The 21,158-nt window shown below is 72.4% G+C and carries 23 protein-coding genes; 9 read left to right on the forward strand and 14 right to left on the reverse strand.

The window, feature by feature from the left end:
- Positions 1 to 261: 261 nt before the first annotated feature.
- The 3 genes from ACZOOI_RS33190 to ACZOOI_RS33200 all read right to left on the reverse strand — a co-directional run bounded on the left by ACZOOI_RS33190 (position 262) and on the right by ACZOOI_RS33200 (position 2,861).
- The gene (locus ACZOOI_RS33190) at positions 262 to 1,371 is read right to left on the reverse strand and encodes a winged helix DNA-binding domain-containing protein (RefSeq protein ID WP_465283262.1); all 1,110 of its coding nucleotides are present in this window, start codon (positions 1,369 to 1,371) and stop codon (positions 262 to 264) included.
- The gene (locus tag ACZOOI_RS33195; protein ID WP_465283263.1) at positions 1,368 to 1,781 is read right to left on the reverse strand and encodes a hypothetical protein; all 414 of its coding nucleotides are present in this window, start codon (positions 1,779 to 1,781) and stop codon (positions 1,368 to 1,370) included. The genes ACZOOI_RS33190 and ACZOOI_RS33195 overlap by 4 nt, the downstream gene beginning before the upstream one ends.
- A gap of 486 nt (positions 1,782 to 2,267) precedes the next feature.
- A complete protein-coding gene (locus ACZOOI_RS33200; protein ID WP_465284202.1) occupies positions 2,268 to 2,861 on the reverse strand; it encodes a DinB family protein in 594 nt (197 codons plus the stop codon).
- 106 nt (positions 2,862 to 2,967) lie between these two features.
- Here ACZOOI_RS33200 and ACZOOI_RS33205 point away from each other — a divergent pair, with 106 nt between their 5' ends.
- Complete coding sequence (locus ACZOOI_RS33205; RefSeq protein ID WP_465283264.1) at positions 2,968 to 4,038, forward strand: helix-turn-helix transcriptional regulator; 1,071 nt, start codon at positions 2,968 to 2,970, stop codon at positions 4,036 to 4,038.
- 210 nt (positions 4,039 to 4,248) lie between these two features.
- Here the strand turns inward: ACZOOI_RS33205 and thrS are convergent, their stop codons facing one another.
- Positions 4,249 to 5,502 (reverse strand): threonine--tRNA ligase, encoded by a 1,254-nt coding sequence (gene thrS / locus ACZOOI_RS33210; RefSeq protein ID WP_465284203.1) that lies wholly within the window; start codon positions 5,500 to 5,502, stop codon positions 4,249 to 4,251.
- 218 nt (positions 5,503 to 5,720) lie between these two features.
- On the opposite strand from thrS, the gene ACZOOI_RS33215 reads away from it, so the two are divergent.
- Positions 5,721 to 5,951 carry a hypothetical protein gene (locus ACZOOI_RS33215; RefSeq protein WP_465283265.1) on the forward strand — a complete coding sequence of 77 codons (231 nt, stop codon included), beginning with the start codon at positions 5,721 to 5,723 and terminating at the stop codon, positions 5,949 to 5,951.
- Positions 5,952 to 6,053: 102 nt separating this feature from the next.
- Here the strand turns inward: ACZOOI_RS33215 and nadE are convergent, their stop codons facing one another.
- Positions 6,054 to 6,896 carry an ammonia-dependent NAD(+) synthetase gene (gene nadE, locus ACZOOI_RS33220; RefSeq protein ID WP_465283266.1) on the reverse strand — a complete coding sequence of 281 codons (843 nt, stop codon included), beginning with the start codon at positions 6,894 to 6,896 and terminating at the stop codon, positions 6,054 to 6,056.
- Positions 6,897 to 7,066: 170 nt separating this feature from the next.
- Entirely contained in the window at positions 7,067 to 7,264 is a 198-nt protein-coding gene (locus ACZOOI_RS33225; RefSeq protein WP_465283267.1) for a hypothetical protein, read from the reverse strand.
- A gap of 414 nt (positions 7,265 to 7,678) precedes the next feature.
- On the opposite strand from ACZOOI_RS33225, the gene ACZOOI_RS33230 reads away from it, so the two are divergent.
- Positions 7,679 to 8,608: an alpha/beta hydrolase gene (locus ACZOOI_RS33230; protein ID WP_465283268.1), complete on the forward strand. Its 930-nt coding sequence runs from the start codon at positions 7,679 to 7,681 to the stop codon at positions 8,606 to 8,608.
- Positions 8,609 to 8,626: 18 nt separating this feature from the next.
- Here ACZOOI_RS33230 and ACZOOI_RS33235 read toward each other — a convergent pair whose 3' ends face one another.
- Positions 8,627 to 9,217, reverse strand: a complete 591-nt coding sequence (locus ACZOOI_RS33235) for an HAD family hydrolase (protein WP_465283269.1) — start codon at positions 9,215 to 9,217, stop codon at positions 8,627 to 8,629.
- A gap of 115 nt (positions 9,218 to 9,332) precedes the next feature.
- On the reverse strand, positions 9,333 to 9,896 hold the full coding sequence (locus ACZOOI_RS33240; protein WP_465283270.1) for a TetR/AcrR family transcriptional regulator: 564 nt from the start codon (positions 9,894 to 9,896) through the stop codon (positions 9,333 to 9,335).
- Positions 9,897 to 10,026: 130 nt separating this feature from the next.
- On the opposite strand from ACZOOI_RS33240, the gene ACZOOI_RS33245 reads away from it, so the two are divergent.
- Together ACZOOI_RS33245 and ACZOOI_RS33250 are read left to right on the forward strand one after the other, a co-directional pair.
- On the forward strand, positions 10,027 to 10,641 hold the full coding sequence (locus ACZOOI_RS33245) for a DUF2867 domain-containing protein (RefSeq protein WP_465283271.1): 615 nt from the start codon (positions 10,027 to 10,029) through the stop codon (positions 10,639 to 10,641).
- 204 nt (positions 10,642 to 10,845) lie between these two features.
- On the forward strand, positions 10,846 to 11,076 hold the full coding sequence (locus tag ACZOOI_RS33250) for a hypothetical protein (protein ID WP_465283272.1): 231 nt from the start codon (positions 10,846 to 10,848) through the stop codon (positions 11,074 to 11,076).
- 66 nt (positions 11,077 to 11,142) lie between these two features.
- Here the strand turns inward: ACZOOI_RS33250 and ACZOOI_RS33255 are convergent, their stop codons facing one another.
- Entirely contained in the window at positions 11,143 to 11,457 is a 315-nt protein-coding gene (locus ACZOOI_RS33255; protein ID WP_465283273.1) for a hypothetical protein, read from the reverse strand.
- Between the two features lie 122 nt (positions 11,458 to 11,579).
- Here ACZOOI_RS33255 and ACZOOI_RS33260 point away from each other — a divergent pair, with 122 nt between their 5' ends.
- Complete coding sequence (locus tag ACZOOI_RS33260; RefSeq protein WP_465283274.1) at positions 11,580 to 11,744, forward strand: hypothetical protein; 165 nt, start codon at positions 11,580 to 11,582, stop codon at positions 11,742 to 11,744.
- A gap of 63 nt (positions 11,745 to 11,807) precedes the next feature.
- On the opposite strand, the gene ACZOOI_RS33265 is transcribed toward ACZOOI_RS33260, so the two are convergent.
- The 5 genes from ACZOOI_RS33265 to ACZOOI_RS33285 all read right to left on the reverse strand — a co-directional run bounded on the left by ACZOOI_RS33265 (position 11,808) and on the right by ACZOOI_RS33285 (position 16,898).
- A complete protein-coding gene (locus tag ACZOOI_RS33265; protein WP_465283275.1) occupies positions 11,808 to 12,155 on the reverse strand; it encodes a DUF1330 domain-containing protein in 348 nt (115 codons plus the stop codon).
- 81 nt (positions 12,156 to 12,236) lie between these two features.
- On the reverse strand, positions 12,237 to 13,625 hold the full coding sequence (locus ACZOOI_RS33270; protein ID WP_465283276.1) for an MFS transporter: 1,389 nt from the start codon (positions 13,623 to 13,625) through the stop codon (positions 12,237 to 12,239).
- Positions 13,622 to 14,308, reverse strand: a complete 687-nt coding sequence (locus ACZOOI_RS33275; RefSeq protein ID WP_465283277.1) for a TetR/AcrR family transcriptional regulator — start codon at positions 14,306 to 14,308, stop codon at positions 13,622 to 13,624. The genes ACZOOI_RS33270 and ACZOOI_RS33275 overlap by 4 nt, the downstream gene beginning before the upstream one ends.
- A 464-nt stretch (positions 14,309 to 14,772) precedes the next feature.
- On the reverse strand, positions 14,773 to 16,098 hold the full coding sequence (locus ACZOOI_RS33280; RefSeq protein ID WP_465283278.1) for a PP2C family protein-serine/threonine phosphatase: 1,326 nt from the start codon (positions 16,096 to 16,098) through the stop codon (positions 14,773 to 14,775).
- Entirely contained in the window at positions 16,098 to 16,898 is an 801-nt protein-coding gene (locus ACZOOI_RS33285; RefSeq protein ID WP_465283279.1) for an alpha/beta fold hydrolase, read from the reverse strand. The genes ACZOOI_RS33280 and ACZOOI_RS33285 overlap by 1 nt, the downstream gene beginning before the upstream one ends.
- Positions 16,899 to 17,300: 402 nt before the next feature.
- On the opposite strand from ACZOOI_RS33285, the gene ACZOOI_RS33290 reads away from it, so the two are divergent.
- From ACZOOI_RS33290 to ACZOOI_RS33300, 3 genes are all read left to right on the forward strand, one after another.
- Positions 17,301 to 17,927 carry a VOC family protein gene (locus ACZOOI_RS33290; protein WP_465283280.1) on the forward strand — a complete coding sequence of 209 codons (627 nt, stop codon included), beginning with the start codon at positions 17,301 to 17,303 and terminating at the stop codon, positions 17,925 to 17,927.
- 364 nt (positions 17,928 to 18,291) lie between these two features.
- Positions 18,292 to 20,211 carry a vWA domain-containing protein gene (locus ACZOOI_RS33295; RefSeq protein ID WP_465283281.1) on the forward strand — a complete coding sequence of 640 codons (1,920 nt, stop codon included), beginning with the start codon at positions 18,292 to 18,294 and terminating at the stop codon, positions 20,209 to 20,211.
- Between the two features lie 149 nt (positions 20,212 to 20,360).
- A complete protein-coding gene (locus ACZOOI_RS33300) occupies positions 20,361 to 21,002 on the forward strand; it encodes a TetR/AcrR family transcriptional regulator (RefSeq protein WP_465283282.1) in 642 nt (213 codons plus the stop codon).
- Positions 21,003 to 21,158 lie beyond the last annotated feature (156 nt).

Here is a 21,158-nt window from a genome sequence, read left to right on the forward strand (position 1 = left end):
GGTCGGATGCAGGTCGTGCGTCGGAGGGCCTGGCCCCTTCGGAGGGTTCGTTCGGAGCTGGGCGGCAAGCGCGGGCGGGTAGGTGGCCGGTTTCGCGTTCGGTCGATTCCCGCAGCGGCACGGGGCACAGCGGCACGGGGGCACACGAGATGCGCCCCGTACTGCCGCCGGAGCGCGTCGGGATCCGCTCGGCCGGGACCGCTCTCCGGGAGTCGCTCCTCCGGGAGTCGCCCCTCCGGACACCGTTCGGCCGGGAAGTGTTCAGCCGGGGGAAGTGGCGATGCGTACGCGGGTGTTGTCGTGGTCGGAGAGGAACGAGGCCAGTTTCCGGCCCTGTTCGGCGACGGCGGTGCGGTCGGCTCGGGAGAGGCGGCCCAGCGGGGTGACGACCACGGTGTCGGTCTCGACGGTCCAGGTCGCTGCGACGCGGCCGTCGACCAGGACGACGCGGGCGCCGGCGACCGACAGGCCGCGGTGGGCGTCGTCGATGATCCGGGTGCGGTCGTGGTAGCCGAGGATCGCGTTGTCGAACGCGGGCAGGAAGCGTACCGGGGCGGGGGTGTCGGGGTCGGGGCGCGGCGCGTCGGGGAGATCGAGCAGTACCCGGCCCTGTTCGTCGCGGAAGCTGATCAGCTCCTCGCGCATGGCGGTGACCGCGGCCGGGAGTCCGGCGAGGCCGCTCCAGGCGCGCAGGTCGGCGGTGGCGGCTGGGCCGAACGCGGCGAGGTAGCGCCGTACCAGCGCCCGGCCGACCGGATCGGAGCCGTCTGCGGAGGGCGGGTCGATGTCGCGGCCCAGCCAGGACGAGAGTTGTGCGTTGCGTACTCCTGCCCTGGTGCGCCAGAGCCCGCGCGGTGGCAGTTGCACCATCGGCACGAGGGCGGCGATCAGCATCTCCCCCAGTGCGCGCGGGTGTGGTGTCGGCCGGCGTTCGGGGAGGGCGCGGACGAGTTCGGTCATCGTGCGGGGTTCGCCGTCGGCCATGATCGCCCGGCCCGCTGCGGCAAGTTGGTCGAGGTCGACTCCGTCGAATTCGCTGCGGTAGGTGCCGAGGACACGTTGGCGCAGCATGGCGTCGTGGCGGGCGCGCCAGGCCAGGGCGTCGTCGGCGGTGACGAGATGGACGGTACGGCGCATCAGGTGGGTCCGCACCACGCGCCGCTCGACGAGCAGGTCGGAGAGCGTCGCCGGGTCGAAGGCTTGCAGCCGCGACCAGAGTCCGACGAAGGGCTCCTGCGGTTCCTGCGCCTGCAGGCCGGCGAGATGGGCGACGGCATCGAGGACGGGGAGTTCGGCGCGCTCGAGGAGCAACTGCCGGGCGAGCGTGGCGCGATTGAGCGCCCGGGTGTCGAGGACGGTCGTCGCGGTCATCGTGCGGCACGCTCCTCGCCGGTCGCGCGGGTGTGCCCGTCGTCGGGACGGTGAACCCGACGGTGACGGTCGTCGGTGAGGCGGTGATCGGTGAAGTGGTGATCGGTAGGACGGTCGTCGGCGGAGCCGTCGTCGGTGAAGCGGTCGTCGGCGAAGCGGTAATCGGCGGAGCGGTCGTCGGCGGAGCCGTGGGCGGCGAAGCGGTCGTCGGCGAAGCGGTAATCGGCGGAGCGGTCGTCGGCGGAGCCGTGGGCGGCGAAGCCGTGAGCGGCGAAGCCGTCGTCGGCGAAGCCGTCGTCGGTGAAGCGGCCGTCGGCGGAGCCGTGGGCGGTGGGCTGGCGGTCGGTGGGGTGGTCGTCGGCCCGGGGGCGCAGCGGTCCACCGGGTCGGCTCGGCTCGCGCTTGTTCACGGTGGCGCCGTTCCCTTCGATGTCGTCGTGCGGGATTCGAGTGGCGTCGATGCTTCGCGGCCCGCCCGGGTGCCTCCCCCGTGGGTCGGGGCCGGGCAGCGCCGGCATGACGGCATGCCGGGTCGCGCACCGGGTGGGCGTACGGAAGTCGTCCGGCCGGGCGCGGTCCGCAGGGGTGATGCGGCCGAGGGCGGATCCGCGGTCGCGAGGGTCCGGTACCCGCTCGGCCGGTTCCTCGCCCCGGAGGCGTCGAGGCGGCCGGTGACGCCGCGGCATGCACCGGGCAGCGCCGGTCCGCACGACAACCGGCGCCACCGGCCCCCAGCCACAGGCGGGCCCGTCCTCGATCACATCGACGTCTGCCCGTCGAGCGTCTCGCGCAGGATGTCCGCGTGCCCGGCGTGCCGGGCGGCATGCACCGGGCAGCGCCGGTCCGCACGACAACCGGCGCCACCGGCCCCCAGCCACAGGCGGGCCCGTCCTCGATCACATCGACGTCTGCCCGTCGAGCGTCTCGCGCAGGATGTCCGCATGCCCGGCGTGCTGGGCGGTCTCGGCGATGACGTGCATCAGCACCCGACGCACGCTGCGTACCGCGCCCGGCTCGTGCCAGGGCGCCTGGGGCAGCGGGTGCGTGGCGGACAGGTCGGGCACGGCGGCAACGACCTCCTCGGTCCGGGCGGCGACCTGCTCGTAGCGCGTGAGGATGCCGGCGAGCGTCTCGCCGGGCAACATCAGGAAGCCGTTGGCGTGGTCGATCGCCCACTGCGGGACCTCGCGTGCGGTGCCGGCCGCGAGGTCGGCCCAGGTGACACCATCCGGCAGGTCGTAGGGCATGGCCGACGGTCCTTCGAGCACGAAGCGCAGCCATCCTTCCTCGATGGATGCGACGTGCTTGATCAGGCCGCCCAGGCACAGCGCGCTGACCGTCGGGTGTGCGCCGGCCTGTTCGTCGTCGAGCCCGCGGACCGTGCCGGTCAGGTTCCGCCGCGCGGTGGCGAGCGCGTCGAGCAGGTCGGCCCGCTCGGCATCGAGGGGGGTCGCGGGCGTGGCGGGCGTGGTCGTGGGGGTCACGGTGATCGGGTCCTTCCGGTTGTTCTCGTTCTTCGGCACGAGACAACGATCGCAACAGAAGCGGACAGGTAGTGTCCTCTACTGGTTCCTCCACTGGAGAGAGGATGAAGTCGTGCCGAAGACCTCAGCGCGTCTGCTCTCCCTGCTCTCGCTGCTCCAGGCCCGCCGGGACTGGCCCGGAGCGCTGCTGGCCGAGCGGCTGGAGGTCAGCCCCCGCACCGTGCGCCGTGACGTGGACCGCCTACGCGAACTCGGCTACCCCATCGTCGCCTTCAAGGGACCCGACGGCGGCTATCGGCTCGGCGCCGGCACGGAGCTGCCGCCGCTGTTGTTCGACGACGAGCAGGCCGTCGCCCTCGCCGTCGCCCTGCAGATCGCCGACACCGCCGGGGTCGGGATCGACGAGGCCGCGGCACGGGCGCTGACCACCGTCCGGCAGGTCATGCCGCCGCGGCTGCGCCGCCGGATCGACATCCTGCAGGTCACCACCGTGCGGCGACCCACGATGCGACCGGACCCGACGGTCGACAGCGGCGTGCTCATGGCGCTGGGCGCTGCCGTACACGCGCGCGAGGTGTTGCGCTTCGACTACATCCCGGCCTCCGCATCCGCGTCCGTGTCCGCCTCCGCCTCCGCAGCAGCCTCCGCGTCCGTCTCCGCGGCACCCGACGGCGACCGCGCCCAGGCCCCGCCGCGCCGGGCGGAGCCCCACCACCTGGTCACGTGGGGCGGGCGCTGGTACCTGGTGGCATGGGACCTCGACCGCGAGGACTGGCGCACCTTCCGCGCGGACCGAATCACCCCGCGCGTCCCCACCGGACCCCGCTTCACCCGGCGCGAGTTGCCCGGCGGTGACGTGGCCACCTTCGTCGCCGGCCGCTTTCGCGACTCCGACGGCTCCGGCGGCTGGCCCTGCCGCGGTGAGGTGATCCTGGACCTGCCGGCCACCGCCGTCTCCCGCTACGTCCGCGACGGCATCCTCGAGGAACTCGGCCCGGACCGCTGCCGCCTCGTGCTGGGCTCGTGGTCCTGGCCCGGACTGGCCGCCGCCATCGGCGCATTCGACGCAGACATCGAAGTCATCGGCCCGCCCGAACTCAGCGACGCCTTCGCGCACTTGGCCCACCGCTACGCCGACGCCGCCGCATCCGGCCGACCCACCGCACCCGGCCCGACCCCGTGAACCGAGTTCGCATCGGCCACGGCGGGCGGCAACGCACCGTCTGCCGCACTCGCTCGCCCACCCGCCCGCCCGCCACACCGGCCGGCCCGGCCACCCGTCCGGCCTTCCCCGAGAGGCCGGACGGGCCGTCGGCACACGCCCGTTCGCCACGGCCTCGGCCCTGTCTTCGATCCCACGCCGAGCACCACGACGCGGGATCGACGACGGACCCTACGCGGCGGCCCCGCCGTCGTGGTCCCACAGGGCGGTGTCGTGCGCGGCCACGAGGGCGCTGATGCGGGTGAGGATGTCGCCGGCGGGTTGCGGGTCGAGGCGGCGGCCGTCGCGCAGGCGTAGCGCGATGTGGTCGTTCACGGCTTCCTTGGCGCCGATGACCGCCTGGTAGGGGACCAGGCGGGCCTCGCGGATGCGGGCGCCCAGGGTGCCCCGCTCGGGCTCGGCGATTTCGGCCCGCAGTCCCAGGTCCGCGCAGCGCGCCACGAGCGCCTGCGCGGTGGGCAGTTCGTTCGCCGAGATCGGGAGGACCACCAGTTGCACGGGCGCGAGCCAGGCGGGGAAGGCGCCGCCGTGCTCTTCGATGAGGTGGGCGACGGCGCGTTCCACGCTGCCGATGATGCTGCGGTGGATCATCACGGGCCGGTGTTTGGCGCCGTCCGCGCCCATGTAGTTCAGGTCGAACCGCTCGGGTTGGTGGAAGTCGACCTGGACGGTGGACAAGGTGGACTCCCGGCCGGCCGCGTCGACGACCTGGACGTCGATCTTGGGCCCGTAGAAGGCGGCTTCGCCCTCGACCGCCGCATAGGCGAGTCCGGAGTCGTCGAGCACCCGGGTCAGCAGCGCGACCGACCGCCGCCACATCTCGGGCGCAGCCACGTACTTGCCGCCCGGCCCCGGCAGCGAAAGCCGATGGCGCGCCGCGGTGATGCCCAGCGCCCGGTACGCGTCGGCGATCATCCCCAGCGCGGCCCGCGCCTCCTCGGCGACCTGGTCCAGGGTGCAGAAGATGTGCGCGTCGTTGAGTTGGATGGCCCGCACCCGGGTCAACCCGCCGAGTACGCCGGAGAGTTCGGAGCGGTACATCGCGCCCAACTCGGCCATGCGCAGCGGCAGGTCGCGGTAACTGTGGGCGCGGGAGCGGAAGATGACCGCGTGGTGGGGACACAGGCTCGGCCGCAGCACCACCTGCTCGCCGCCCAGGTCCATCGGCGGGAACATGTCGTCGCTGTAGTGCGACCAGTGGCCCGAGATCTCGTACAGCTCCCGCTTGCCGAGCACCGGCGAATACACGTGCCGGTAACCCGCCCGGCGTTCGGCGCCGCGGATGTACTCCTCCAGGGCGTGCCGTACGGTCGCGCCGTCGGGCAGCCAGTACGGCAGTCCGGCGCCGATCAGCGGGTCGGTGTCGAACAGATCCAGCTCACGGCCGAGCCTGCGGTGGTCGTGCATGGCGGTCTCCTCGCGGATGTTCGCTGTATCGGGCGAGTGACCGCAAGACAAAGCCCCGGGGCACTCGCCCCGGGGCTTTGACCAAGAACTCTGTCAGCGCGCCGGGACACTCTCCGGCGTCGTCGTCATTGCAGCGCGCTTCATGTCATCGAAGATAGCAACCGGTGCGCCGCATCCACGAGTCCTTTTGCACCGGAGAGTCCGGGGAATGCCCCAGGCGCCGCCCGCCGCAGGCTGTGCACCCGCGCCGAGCCGCCAACGCGAAGCTGCCGGAAGAGGACTCGGCGGAGGCATCCCCGGTACGGCTCACGGACGCCGGACGGGAGCTGTACGCGACCACCACCGCCGAGGCCGCCGAGATCTCCGCCCGGCTGTACGCCGACATCCCGGCCGAGGATCTCACGATCGCGGGCCGGGCGTTGGAACCGGTCACGGAGCGCGCGAACGCCGAACCGGCCCGCGCCTGAGGCAGGTCTTCCGCGGCCGAAGGGGCATCTCGGGCGAGTCGGCTCCGGGCGACAACCGGGCTCGGGGTCGGCGACCGCGCGCGTCCGGTGGCTACCGGCGGATCAGTCCCGCCACCAGTCGTCGAGCGGGGTGACCGGGACGGCGCGCTTGTGGCGGGTCGCACGGTGGATGGACTCCAGCCTCTCCGCCACCTCGGGGGTGACGTCGAGACCTTCGAGGTAGTCGTCGATCTGGCTGTACGTCAGACCGAGGGCCACCTCGTCCGGCAGCGCGGGCCGGTCGTCTTCGAGGTCGGCGGTGGGCACCTTCTCCCAGACGCTCGGCGGTGCCCCCAACTCCTGCAGCAGCACGGCGCCCTGGCGCTTGGTCAACCCGGTCAGCGGGGTGATGTCGACGCCCCCGTCGCCGTACTTGGTGAAGAAGCCGGTCACCGCCTCGGCCGCGTGGTCGGTGCCCACGACGAGCAGACCCAGCTGGCCGGCGATCGAGTACTGGATCACCATGCGCTCGCGCGCCTTGATGTTGCCGCGCACGAAGTCGCGCAGCCCGGGCGCGTCACCCGACGACTCCCCCAGGCCGCGTGCCACCTCTGCGGCGACGGCGTCCGCGCCGGGCTTGACGTTGACCGTGATCGACCGGTCGGGCCGGATGAACTCCAGTGCGATCTGCGCGTCGTGCTCGTCGGCCTGCACGCCGTAGGGCAGCCGCACGGCGACGAACGTGGCCTCGTGCCCCTCGGCCCGCAGTTCCTCGGCCGCGAGCTGGCACAACCGACCGGCCAGCGTGCTGTCCTGGCCGCCGCTGATCCCCAGCACGTAGCCCTTGGCCGGGGTCGACCTCAGGTAGTGCTTGAGGAAGTCGACCCGCTGCCGGATCTCGACCTTGGGCACGATGGTCGCCTTGACGCCGAGCTCGGCAAGAATCTGCTCCCGTGGGTTCACCATCCACGTACTGTATCGGCGGCCGGAATCGGCCTGCGGAGCGACCCGGCGGCGACGCAGCCCTCCGGGCGGCCCCGTCGGCGGTGGCCGTGCGGGGCCTCCGTCGCCGGTTCCCGCACGGCCCGTCACGTCCGCCGTGGCGGCCGGCGATCAGCGCCCGCCGGTCGGATCGATCACCGCTGGGTGTTCGGCGTCGTCACGATGCCGGCCACCTTCTGTGCCGGCCCGTCCACGGTGTGGCCCAGCCCGGAGGGGTCGAAGTTGGCGAGCCGGTCCAAGACCGGTGGTTTGGGTGCGGCAGCGTGGGCGGCGGCCGCTCCCAGCGTCAACGCGGTCGCGGCCAGGGCGGCGGCCGTGCAGATGCGGCGCATGGGGAATTCCTTCCGGCATATGGACAAGACCTCATGGGCGCAACGACCGAACGGCCGCCGGGACACGCCCCCGGCGACGGTTCGGGCGAGTGTGGGCGTGCCGTGTGGCGGCGCAGGAAACGAAGAGGACCCACTTCCCCATACCCATCACGGCATGGATCCCTCCGGGAATGGCATTTGATCGGCGTGCGCCAACCGGACAGGCTGCCTGAATGCTTGTCAGTCAGTGCTGATCGGGAAGGAAGTGCCGGGCCGTGCGGACCGTGACCCTGGGCAAACGCGCCATCGACCACGACGACATCGCCGAGCAACGCGAAGGTCCCGGCCGGCCGGCGTTGCCGGCACTGAACTGCGGGTGTCGGCCGCCGAAGGGGATCACGCGGACGCAGGCGGGGTTCGCGCGGGGGCCGGTGCATGAGTGACGCGAACGCGAACGTGGATATGGACGTGAACGCGGACGCGCACGTGAACCTGGCGAATGTGGACGCGGCGAATGTGCCCGCCGAGCTGGACATCGAACTGGACGTCGCGTTCGATGCCCGGGCGACGGTGGGGCCGGAACGGTTCGCCCGGCTGATGGAGCGTTACCGAGCGGAGTCGGCGAAGGCGGTCACCGATCTGCCGGGCGTGCCGGGTCTGGTCTACGACGCCCCGAGCGGGGAGCGGCTGGATGTCTGGGGGCCCGGCTCGGAGGAGGCGCCGCGCCCGGTGTTCGTGTTCGTGCACGGCGGCTATTGGCGGGCGTTGTCGCGCGCCGACTCGGCCTTCGCGCCGCGCATGTTGGCGGAGCGTGGTGTGGCGACCGTCGTGCCGGACTACACGTTGGCTCCGCGAGCGACCCTGGAGGAGATCACCCGGCAGGTGCGCGCGGCGATCGCGTGGGTGTACCACGAGGGAGCGCGGTACGGGCTGGATCGGTCGCGGGTGGTCGTGGGCGGCAGCTCGGCGGGGGGTCACCTGGCCGCCATGACGATGGTCGACGGCTGGCAGGCCGAGGCCGGCCTTCCCGAGGACGTGGTCGCGGCCGGATTCCCGATCAGCGGATTGTTCGACGTCCGGCCCCTGGTGCGTACCCGGGCCAACGAGTGGTTGAGGTTCGACGAGGAGCGTGCGGCCGCGCTGAGCCCGCTCGTCCTGGGGGCGCGGCCCCGGATGCCCGGCGTCACGGTGATGGCCCGGCACGAGGCGAGCGGTTTCACCGAGCAGTCGCGCGCGTTCGCGGCGCACTGGGGCACGGAGTTGTTGGTCGTGCCGGAGCGCAATCACTTCGACGTGGTCCTGGATCTCGCGGATCCGGACACGGCGATGTCGCGGGCCCTGCTGGAGCTCTTCGACGGGCTGTGACGGGGGGCGTGGTGCCGGTCAGCCCCGTCCGGGTTGCGGGACGCGGACGGAGGCCATGCCCGCGGCGGTGGCGGCCCGGATCCCCAGGTCGGTGTCCTCGAACACCAGGCACTCCCGCGCCGGCACGCCCAGATGCTCGGCGGCCTTGAGAAACCCCTCGGGGTCGGGCTTGGCCCTGGTGTAGTCGCCGGCGCACACCAGTACGTCGAACCTGTCGAGCAGACCCAGTGCGGTCAGCGACGCGGTGACGGAATCGCGGGTGCTGCCGGAGACGACGGCCGTGGGTATGCGTCCGCAGGCGTCGTCGATGTGCGGAAGCACACCCGGTACGACGGTCACCTGCGGCAGCAGTTCACGAAACAGGAGTTCGCGGCGCTGCGCGACGGCCTCGACCGGCATGTCCAGCCCCTGGTCCCGGTTGAGCGAGGCGATGATGCCCGCCACCGTCCGGCCGCCCCAGGCGTAGAAGAGGTCCTCGGGGAAGGAGCAGCCCCACTCGTCCAGCGCTTGCTTCCAGGCCCGGTAATGCAAGGGCATCGAGTCGGCGATGGTGCCGTCGCAGTCGAACAGGTAGGCGCGGAACTCGCCGGGCGGCAGGGGGATGATCATCCGATCACCGTATAGCGCTCCGATCGGGCACAGCCGCGTCGGGTGCCGCCCGAACCTCGGCGGTGCGGACCTCCCGCGCCTGCTCGGTGCCGTCCGCCCGGGCCGCCGTCGCCCGCTACCGGTCGCGGGTGCTGTCCATGATCAGGTCGGCGGCGCGGGCGAGGACCTCGGCGCGGGTGCGGCCCTGGTGGTCGGCGGCGAGGGAGTGGTGTCCGATCGCCACGCAGAAGGCGATCAGGCCGCGGGCCTCGACCTCGTCGGGGTCGGAGCAGAAGGTCCCGAACATTTCGCGGAGCAGGTCCATGCGTCGGTTGTCCACGCGTCGCAGGCGCTCGGCGACCGCCTCGTCACGGCGGGCCCAGTCGCGAACCGCGAGGTCGATGGGCAGCAGTCGATCGTTGGAGAAGGTGAGCATGCCGGCCCGCCGGGCCTTGGTTCTGGGGTCGCCACCCTCGCGTTCGACCTGCTCGATCACCTCGTCGGTGCTCTCGCGTTCCCAGGTGTCGAGCATCGCCCCCAGGAGCGCGTCGCGGTCGGCGAAGTAGCCGTAGAACCCGCCCTTGGTGACGCCGAGGCGTTTCGCCAGTGCCTCGACCCGGACGGCGTCCGGGCCGCCGTCGGCCAGGACTCGCAGACCTTCCTCGACCCACCTGTCGCGCGGCGTGCGAGCAACGCCCACGGTGTGCACCTCACTCTTCCACTCTTCGACCCCGATATACGCAACCGCATAGTCGATCTTGCCTTGTCTTATACGCAAGCGTATAACGGGTGGGGAGACGCCGCCCCACCCCAGGAAGGCAACCGCAGCCATGAGGCTCGCCCGCACGGCCCACACCGAACGCCCTTGGCGGATCCACGAGTTCACCCGTGACTTCCGGGTCGAGGACGTATGGTCCTACCGCACTCCCGGCGCCGGACCGGCCGACTTCCCCACCATGCTCACCGCGATGCGCAGCAGCGGCGGATTCGGCGAACAGGCCCCTCCGGCCCGGTTCCTCTTCGCGGTGCGCTGGAAGCTCGGCGCCCTCCTCGGCTGGGACGAATCAACGGCGAGCCTGGGAGAGCGGGTTCGACCGCTGCGCGACCGCCTCCCCGAGGACCTGACCGAGACCGTGGACGCCTCGCAGACCGGCGGCAGCCCGTTCACCCCGATGTACGAGTTGGCCGACGAGGCCGCCCAGGAACTGGCGAACAAGACCTGCCACGCCGTGATGCACCTGGGCTGGGTGCCCACCGACGACGGCGACCACGAGTTGCACATGGCCGTCCTGGTCAAGCCCAACGGCCGCTTCGGCAGGCTGTACATGGCCGCCATCGCACCCTTTCGCCACCTGATCGTCTACCCGGCGCTGACCCGCCAATGGGAACGCGCCTGGCGCGAACGCGCCACTCCACACCCCGAATCCCCCACTCCCCGCCCGTAACCACCGAAGCCGCGGTCACGCTCCGACGCGCCCGCCACCAACGACGGCCCTGCCCACCGGAATCGGTGGGCGCGGGGTCGTGAGAGAGTGAAGCGCATGACGACTTGAAGAGCACCGGGCGGGCGGCGGCACTGGACCAAGGTCTCGACCCTGGACACCGTCGAGAACGGGGACCGACAAGCCTGCGCAGCCTGTGGAACGGCCGTGCGCACCTACCGATTCCGCCGCCACCCGCCCGAATCCGCGATGTTCGAGCGGTGCATCGGCCTGGACTGGTGTCCCGAGTGCCGGATCTACATCGGCGCGATGGTGTACATCCCCCGCAGCCGCCCACTCGTCGACGCACTCGCGTCGCTTCCCGCCGACGAGCGAACTCGGCTGCTCCGCAAGGAGGCGGCCCTGATCGACCACCTCGACCGCCACACCGGCCACTGACCCACCCCCGCCGGCCCCCCAGGCCCGACCCACCCGCCCGAGCCGACGCCGACATCCCGGGCGTGCCTACGTGAGTGGCGCCGAAGGGCCGTGCAGGAGGCGTCCCGGCAGGGCGCCGGTGTGGACGCCTTCGCGGAAGGCGACTTCGCCGGACATCACGGTGGCGGCGATGCCGATCGCACGTTGACGGAGGCGGTACGCGCCGCCGGGATGTCGTACGCGACTTCCGGCATCAGCGGGACGACCGTTGTCCGGATCGGTGACGTTGAGGTCGGCGGCGAGTCCTTCGCGCAGCGACCCCCGCGCATACGCCCGCATGCTCGCCTGGGCCGTTCTGGACAGCGACACGTCCAAGGTGTTCGCCCACGAATCACCGGCCATCCGAACCCTCACGCGACCGGTCGCACGGGAGTGGGCAGCGGGACCGTCGCCCGACGCACCCGCGACGGGTACGACCCGCGTGTCGTCGCCGCGACCTCCGTGCTCGCCGTCTGGCCTGGAGCGTGTTCGCCCCCTACGTCTTCCCGGCCGCCGGGCTCACCGACCGCGATCCGGACGACGTGCACGCCGAAGTCCTCGAACTGCTCCAGGACATGATCGCAGCCACCGGCCCGATCCCGGCGCCGGCCCCGGTCCACGACGAAGCGGAAACCCACGACCGGGACTGACCCGCACCGCCCGGGCGACCCTCGAGCCCTGCGGGTGCCCGGGTCCGCCGTCGCACTCGACGGCTACCCGGCGGACATCGCCTCGCGCATCGCCCTCGCGGTGGCGGCCGGGTCGTAGCCCTCGGGGACACCCTCGATCAGGATGATGTCGCCCTCGATGTGCCGCGAGCGCAGCGGCGCGATCTCCTGGTACGCGGGCGAGTCCCACCAGGTGCGTGCCTCGACGATCCCGGGGAAGCCGATCATCACGACGTCCCCGGGCCAGCTGCCCTCCTTCACCTCGTGCTGCGTGACGTGTACCAGGAAGCGGCCGCCGTACGGCTCGAAGGTGGCGGGCAGTCGCTCGATGTAGTCGGCGATCTCGGGGTGCGGGGTGGCGTTCCGCAGGTTGGCGATGGCGTAGGCGGTCATGGTTCGCTCCTCTGTTCCGGTCCGGTGGGGGGTGGTGCTCTCTTGTGACCACCAACCTAGGGACATCGGAACGACGGGGAATCAGTCATGCATAGGTATTCGGCCGCGCGGCAGCAGCAACGCCGGCACCAGGGCGAGGGCGGCGAGTCCGGCCAGGACCAGGAGGGCGGGGCCGATCGCCGAGGCGGACGTCACGGCCGCGGGTCCGGCCCCGGACGACTCGGCCGGCATCATGCCTGCGGCGACGGCGATTCCCAGGGTCGGACCGACGTTGTTGGCGGTCTGTTTGAGCCCGCCGACGACCCCGGCGTATCCGGGTGGGGCGTCACCGACGACGGTTCCTGTGGCGGTGACCATCACGGTGGCGAAGCCCGTGCCCAGCCCGATGAAGGCCGCCCAGGTGAGGAGCCAGGTGCTGTTCGGATCGAGCCGGGACAGGGCGACGATGCCCAGGACGACGAGGAGGACGCCGGCAATCGCGGTGTGGCGCGGTCCGTACCGGCGCAGTGCGGCGCTCGCGACGGGCGCGCCCAGGACCATCGGCGCGGTCAGCGGAAGTACCCGCAGACCGGTGGCGAGCGGACCGAGCCCGAGCACGTTCTGCACGAAGAACGAGGTCACGAACAGCGCCCCGAACATGCCGCCGGTGATGAGCAACATGATCAGCATCGATGCCGTCACGGGGACGGAGCGGGCCACCGCCGGGGGCACGATCGGGTGCGTGGCGCGGCGCTCGTGCAGGACGAGGACCAGCGCGACGCCCGCCGTCGCGGCGAGTCCGAGCCACGTCGGCGCGGCGGTCCATCCGTGCGCGGGCACCTCGGCCAGGGTGTGTACCAGGATCGCGAGGGCGCCTGCGAGCAGGGCGGCTCCGATCAGGTCCAGCCGCTGCGATCCGGCGTGCGCGGGCGTCGGCACCCGGAGGGTGAGGGTGAGCACCGCGATCGCCAGCGCCACGGGGACGTTGATCCAGAACACGGAGCGCCAGCCCAGCTGGGTGACGAGGATGCCGCCGAGCAGGGGTCCGGCCGCCGCGGCGATCCCGATCGCGCCGGTCCGGATGGCGACGGGCGTCCCGAGCCGGTCCGGCGCGTGGGTCAGCCTCAGCAGTGCGAGGGTGGCGGGTTGCAGCAGTGCGCCGAACACGCCCTGGACGGCCCGCAGGGCGATCACCCAGCGCACGTCCGGCGCGACCGCGATGCCGGCCGAGGCGGCTCCGAAGCCGAGGACGCCGATGAACATCAGCCGCGGGTGCCCGTATCGGTCGCCCAGGCGCCCGGCGATCACGAGAAGCCCGGCCACCGCGAGCAGGTAGCTGGTACTGGTCCACTGGACCTGCGCCACACTCGCCCCGAGGTCGCGCTGCAGGCTGGGCTGCGCCACGAGCAGCACGGTGCCATCCAGCGCGACGATCATCGCACCGGCCACGCTGACCGCGAGCGCGAAGCGTTGCCTGAGGTTCTCGGTCATGCAGCGGCCGGGCTCGTGGTCGCCGGGCCCATGTGCGCGTCCAGGGCCGCGGTGACGAGCAGTTCGAGCCGGCCGCCGTCGGGGGCTTCCTCTGCCGACGGGGTGTCGAGGGCGAGTCGCAGGCTGTCCCAGACCCACAGCTGGGCGATGCCGTGCAGGTTCGACCAGAGCGCGGCGGCGGTCACCGCCGGCGGCGGGGCGGCGGCGTTGCCGCGCGCAGTGTCCCGCCCGCCGCCCCGGTGTGCGCTCTCCTGCTCGATCCGGCATTCGGCGATGAGCGCGACGATGGTCTCGAAGAGCGGGAGCGTGGACTCCCGGAGCCGTGGTCCGGGCGAGGCGTGGGGCCCGCTGTCGAGCAGGTCGTGCCGGAACATCAGCTCGAACATGCCGCGGTGTTCCAGCGCGTACCCGACGTAGGTCCGGGCGAGCGCCTCCAGCCGGCGGCGCGGTGCCGCGACCGCGCCAGTGGCGACCTCGAACCGTGCGCCCAGGTCCGCGAATCCGCGCCGGGCGATCGCCGAGAGCAGCTCGTGGTGAGTGGCGAAGTATCGGCGCGGAGCCCCGTGCGACACCCCCGCTCGGCGGGCGATCTCACGCAGCCCCAGTGCGGCGATGCCGTCCGTCATGACGACGTCCACACCGACGTCGATCAGCCGTTCCCGAAGGGAGTCTTCCTGTGCCATGGACACTGTCTACCACATGCGTAGACACTGTCTACTTCCCCGGCCGCGTAGCGGACGAGCAACACGGATGCGAAGCACCGACCCAACCCCGCCGCGAAGCGGACGCGCAACCCACCACACCACCACGCACAACCCGACCCGGCCCGAGCGCCCCCACCGGCGGAAAGGCACCGCAATCGCCGCAGCGTTCCTGCCCACCACCGGCATCCCACGCGGCCTCACCTCGATCGCACCAGCACGGCTCCGCCCCCGCCCCGTCGCGCCCACCCCAAGCACCACCGGCCGCGTAGCGGACGAGCAACACGGATGCGAAGCACCGACCCCAACCCCGGCCGCGAAGCGGACGCGCAACCCACCACACCACCACGCACAACCCGACCCGAGCGCGCTCCCACCGGCGGAAGAGCACCGGAAGCACCGAACCCAACATCGCGGGGGGCGCAGGCCCGCTCCCGCGCATGTCGTCAGTCGCGCGACGGCGCCGCTTCCCCCTCGCCCCGACGGGGCACGCCCAGCGCCAGCACCGCGGCGTCGTCGTCCAGGCCCGATCCGAAGGAGGCCAGGAGGTCGGTGACCGCGTCCACCGCGGCGCGGGCGCCCACCGGGGCCAGCGCGGCGGCGAAGTCGAACAGGGCGTCCTCGCCGTAGCGGTCGGTCTTCGGGCCCGGTCCCGGGCGGCGGGCCTCGGTGAGGCCGTCGGTGTACAGGAGCAGCGTCTCCCCCGGGTCCAGGCGCACGGTCGAGGTCGTGAAGTGCGCGTCCGAGATGACCCCGACGAGCTGCCCGCCGGGCGTGGGCCGAAACTCGGCGCCGCCGTCGGCGCGCAGGAGCAGTGCGGGTGGGTGGCCGCCCGCGGCGAGCACGATGGTGCAGCCGTGGGCACAGGGCGTGATCGGATCCATGTCGGGGGTGATCGGACCGAGGTCGGGGGTGATCAGGCCGAAGATCACGGTGCAGAAACGCGGGTCCTCGCCCTGGTATTCGTGGTTGAGCACGGTGTTGAGGTTGCGCAGCACCGCGACCGGGTCCGCGTCGTACACGGCCGCCGCGCGCAGCGTGTAGCGGGCGAGCGAGGTCACGGCCGCGGCGGCGACGCCCTTGCCGCACACGTCGCCGAGGAAGAACCCCCATCGGCCGTCGGCGAGCGGGAACAGATCGTAGAAGTCGCCGCCGACCCGATCGGGCGAGGCGATGTGGTAGTACGCGGCCACCTCCAGGCCCGGCACCTCGGACAGGGTCGGCGGCAGCAGGGTGCGTTGCAGGGTGGTGGCCAGGCGTTGCAGACGTTCGCGTTCGAGGTCGGCCTCGCGGCGTGCGCGCAGCAGTTCGGTCTCGTATGCGCGACGATCGCGGGCGTCGATGATCGTGGTGCGAATCAGCAGGGGTTGGCCGTGGCTGCCCGTCTTGACCACGGAGGTGACCAGGACGGGCAGGCGGCTGCCGTCGGCGACCTTGAGTTCGAGGGCGACGCCGCCGATCTCGCCCTGCATGGTCAGCAGGGGCGCGAAGTGCGTCTCGTGGTAGAGCCTGCCACCGACGGTCAGCAGGTCGGCGAAGCGGCGCCGGCCGACGAGTTCCTCCCGGGTGGACCCGAGCCAACTCGTCAAGGTGGCGTTGACCTTGACGATCGTGCCGTCCAGGAGCGTGGACAGGTAGCCGCACGGGGCGTGCTCGTACAGGTCCTCGGCGCTGTCCTCCAGCAGGGCCGCGAAGGCGGCCGCGTCGCCGCCCGGTGGCCCGTCTTCGCCGCTCGTCCCGCCGCCGTCCGGCTCCGACCCGGACGCGCACATCATCGCGCGCTCGCGAAGGCGACGAGGGCTTCGGCGGTCGCCTCGGGCGCGCTCAGCTGCGGGCAGTGGCCGGTGGCCTCCAGTGTGACCAGGCTGCTGCCCGGGATCTGGGCCTGGACGAATCGACCCACCTCGGGCGGCGCGATCGCGTCCTGGCGGCATTGGATCACCAGGGTGGGCGTGGTGACCTCGGCCAGGTCGGCACGGTTGTCGGACAGGAAGGTGGTGTGCGCGAACACCCGGGCCATCCTGGGATCGGTACGGCAGAAGCTGTTTGTCAACTCCTCGCCCAGTTCGGGGCGTTCCGGGTTGCCCATGATCACCGGAGCCATCGCGGCCGACCAGCCCAGGTAGTTGCTGTCCAGCGAGTCCAACAGCTCGTCGATGTCCGCACGGGTGAAGCCGCCCCGGTAGTCCCCGTCGTCGATGTAGCACGGCGAGGGGGTGAGCAGCACCAGACCGGCGAAGCGCTCGGGCTCGCGAATGGCCGCCAGGACGCCGATCATGGCGCTCACCGAGTGCCCGACGAACACCACGTCCCGCAGGTCCGTCTCCGCGCAGATCGCCAGCACGTCGTCGGCGTAGCCCGCGAGGGTGGAGTACCGCTCGGCATCCCACGCGGCGGGGTCCGACCGTCCGGCGCCCACATGGTCGAAGCGCACCACCTTGAATCGTTCCTCCAGCACGGGCAGGACCAGCCGCCACATGTTCAGGTCGCACCCGAACCCGTGCGCCAACAACAGGACGGGACCGTCCTGCCGGCCCGACACCAGCACATGATTCCCACTCCGAACATGCATGCGCCCATGATCCCACCGCTTGTACGATCAACCACGCCATCCACACGCCGACCGTGCCGCGGCACGCTCCCCGAACGCGCCGAAGGCCATGCGCCGGGCTGCGGCCGGGTCGGGCGCGCACCCCGGTGGCGGGCCCGATCGACGTGCCCGATGCCGCCGTCCGCGCCCTCGGCAAGGCCCTGGGCGAAACCGGCGACGCCATGGCCGCCGACGGGTCGCCGGGGCCCGGGGGAGGGCGCCCGCGCGGACGAGCCGCCGACCCGGGCCGCCCTCGCGTTCGAGCCCGCCCGCGCGCGTTCCGACCCGCCCGCACGTTCCGGCCCGGCGAGCCCGGCGAGCGCCGGCCGCATCGATCAGGATTCGAGAAGCGCCGGTCGCATCGCCGCACCTAGCGTCATGGGCATGGCAACCATCGCTTCCGTGACCCTCGACGTGGCCGACCCCTCGGCCGCCCACCACTTCTACGCGACCGCGTTCGGTCTGGACACGCAGCTGCGCCTGCGGGCCTCGAATGCGCCCACGACCGGCTTCCGTGGGTTCGCACTGGCACTCACGGTGTCCCAGCCGGCGGACGTCGACGCCCTGATCGACGCGGCCCTGGAGGCCGGTGCCACGTCGCTGAAGCCCGCGACGAAGTCGCTGTGGGGCTACGGCGGTGTCGTCCGGGCACCGGACGGGACGATCTGGAAGGTCGCCACCTCGGCGAAGAAGAACACCGGCCCCGCCACTCGGGCCATCGACGACATCGTGCTCCTGCTCGGCGTCGCGGACGTCGTCGCGAGCAAGCGCTTCTACGTCGAGCGGGGCCTGGTCGTGGCGAAGAGCTTCAGCCGCGTCTACGTCGAGTTCGCCGCCGGATCCGGCCCGGTCAAGCCGGCCCTGTACCGCCGCCGCGCCCTGGCCAAGGACGTCGGCGTGGCTCCCGACGGCACCGGATCCCACTGCCTCACCATCGGCGGCGACGCCGGAACCTTCACCGACCCGGACGGCTACGCATGGGAGGCCGCGGTACCGGCACCCACCCCCTGACCGGCCGCGCGAAATCCCACTTCCTGCGCCGGCTCGCCCGCCGACTATCGAGGCGGGCCCGGAGCCGGGGGACCCCACCTGTACCCGCTCTCGCAAGAAACCGCTTGCAGGCGCCGGCTGAACCCTGACATTCACCGTCACCGGGCTGACCACCCGCGTGCGGTCGGCCGCCGCACCCGACCCCGAGCGGCGGACGGCGGACGGCTCGGGCGACCCGGTACGCGCCCGCGCCCGACCCCAACCCAGCCCCGGCCTACCGCACAGGTTTACCCGGAATCTCCACCGCTCGTTGGATGTCCCGTTCGCCGCGCATCCGGCACGCTGCCGGAACCGCGCCCAAGCGCGGACGGGGGAGGAAAGCGCAGTGTTCGTGCGGCGGTTGCGGTTGCGGTTGGTGGCACAGGTGTTCGTGGTCCTGGTCCTGGCCGCTGGTGCCTGGGTCGGCGGAGCGGTCGCGGGTGCGGCCGAGGAGGACGCCGGGCGGCTGCTGGTCGCCCTGGACGTCTCGGGCTCGATGAACGAGCCGGAGGGATCGCGGGCCGGGCTCACCAAGATCGCCGCGGCCCGGGCGGCCGTCGACGAGGTGGTGGGCGCGGTACCGCCCGGCGCGCGCATGGGCTTGCGCACGTACGGAGGCAGCTGTACGTCCTCCGCGCTGCTCGTGCCGGTCGGCCCCGTCGACAAGGCCGCGTTCGGCAGGGCCGCGGCCGGGGTGAAGGCCGATGGCGACACGCCGATCGCGTACGCGCTGCGCCAGGCCGCCGGCGACCTGCCCGGACCGGGCCCGCGCACGATCCTGCTGGTCTCGGACGGCCAGGAGACGTGTGGCGGCGACCCGGTCGCGGTGGCCCGCGAACTCGCCGCCTCGGACGTCCGCGTGCGCATCGACGTGATCGGCTTCCGGGTCGACGACGCGGGCCGCAGGCAACTGACCGATGTCGCGCGGGCCGGCCGCGGGCAGTTCTACGACACGCTCAACGGCGCGGAGTTGGCCAACCGCCTGCGCCGGGCCGCCGAGCGTGCGCTGCGCCCGTACCGCCCGGCCGGCACGCCGGTCACCGGCACGCCGACCGCCCCGTCGGCACCCGTGCTGCGACCGGGCGAGTACCTGGACGTGATGCCTCCGGACACCGCCGACACGCACCCGAGGCGGTACTACGGCATCGACGTCCCGCGCGCCGCGACCGCCCACGTGTCGGCGACCGTGCCGTGGAACGCCCCGCCGGGCAAACCGGCCGGCAACGCCGTGCGGGTCGCACTGACCACCGTCGACGGCCGAGTGTGCGCCCAACGCGAGCAGGTACGCGGCAAGGACCGTGACCACACCATCAACGGCGGCTACATCACCGCCCACGCCACCGTCGAGCTCAAACCCGACCCCGCCGCCGCCCCGGGCACCTGCGGAGGCGGCGGCCGTTTCCTCATCCGGGTCGACAACCGCGAACCCGGATACCGCGACACGCAGGCTCCGCTTGAGATAAGCATCGTGATCGAACCCGAGATCACCGACCCGAAGGCGCTGCCGCCCGCCTGGACGGCCACCGACGTACCGACCGCCCGCGCCCGGGCCACCGCACGGCCGACGGCCGGGGCCGGCTCGTACGGCGACGCGCCGCTGATCACCGACGGCGTGCACACCGACGCCCTGCGACCCGGCGAAGAGGTCTACTACCGCGTACACCTGACCTGGGGCGAACGCCTGACCTATCGCCTCGACCTGTCCGAACTGCCCGCCTCCGAACGCCGAGCGGTCGGCGGCACGGCCAAGATCCGCACCGGGCCGGTGAACCCGGTCCGCGACTGGGCCGCACTGCCCGGCGGCAACACCGACTGGCGCGACTACAACGGCAGCGCACTCACCCTCGTGAGCGCCACCGCCCCGGTACGCCACAACAACCTCGACAGCGCCGAGTACGCCATCACCTCGGCGTCCCTGCCCGGCGACTACTTCATCTGGTTCCAGATGGACATCGCGAACACCGACCCGCAACTGCGCGTGCCCTTCACCCTCACCGTCAACATCGACGGCGTCCCGAACGGCGCCCCGCACTACCGCGACCCGACCAACCTCGGCTCCCCCGAAAGGCAACTCTCCGCCCCGGCAGCCGAGTCCACCCCCGGCACTCCGCCCTCGACGGCACACCCCTCGGCCGCCGCACACTCCTCCGCCGGGAACTCGGGCCGGTCCTCCACGCTGCGCTGGGCGATCATCGCCACCGCGAGCATCGCAGTCGCGACGGCGGCGACATGGCTGACCCTGCGCCGAGGCCGCCGCCGTTCGTGACCAGTCGTGCTCGACGCACCGCACCGGACGATGGCGAGCCCGCGCCAACGCTCCCACCCCTCTCCTGATGCATCATGGGCCGGCACTGGACCCGGCCCGCGCGTCCGGGACAATGGCCCGACAGACGCACGTGACGGGGAGGGATGGGCATGCCACGGTCATCTTCGGCCAACGAGGAACTGCGTGAGCGCTCGCGCCGACGCATCCTCGACGCCGCGCTCGTCGTCTTCGCCGAGCGGGGCTACGCCGGGGCGACCATCTCCCAGATCGCCGCCCGCGCCGAGGTCGCCAGGGGCCTGGTCACCTACTACTTCTCGACCAAGGACGAGTTGCTGGAGACATTGCTGTCCGAGGCCCTGCAAGTCATGTACGGGGCGATCACTCCGCCGGAGGGCGAGCGCACCGCCGACGAGCGGCTGGCCGGGCTCATCGACCGGACGCTGCAGGGCGCCGCGGCGAGCGTCGATGTGCAACGGCTCCTGTTGTCGCTCATGTTGCAACCGGCCACCCGGGCCACCTACGCCAAGGCCGAGCGGGCGAACCTGGCCGCGCTGGAGGATGCCGAGGATCGCATCCGGGCGATCTTCGCCGAACGCGGCGCGCTCGACCCGGGCGCCGAGGAGGCCACGCTGCGCAGTGTCCTGGAAGGCGTGATCTTCAAGCTGGCCGTCTACCCCGAGACGTACCCACTGGCCGCGGTCCGCGCCCGCCTCTTCCACATGTACGACCTCCCGATCGCCGACCCCGCGCCACCCCGCCCCGCGGAACGCCTGCGCACTTCACAGCCGTAGGGACGACGCCCGGGCGAGCACGCGGCAGGTGCGCCGAGCGCGCTCCACGGTGAGCCGCCGGCCCCCGAGCCCGACCGCGCTTCGGGCGCGCCCCTCGGGCGCAGCCGGTCGGCGCGCTCGAGGCGGCTTCGCCGACCGCCCGAATCCGAACCGTGC

This window comes from Embleya sp. L77 (genome assembly GCF_055557415.1).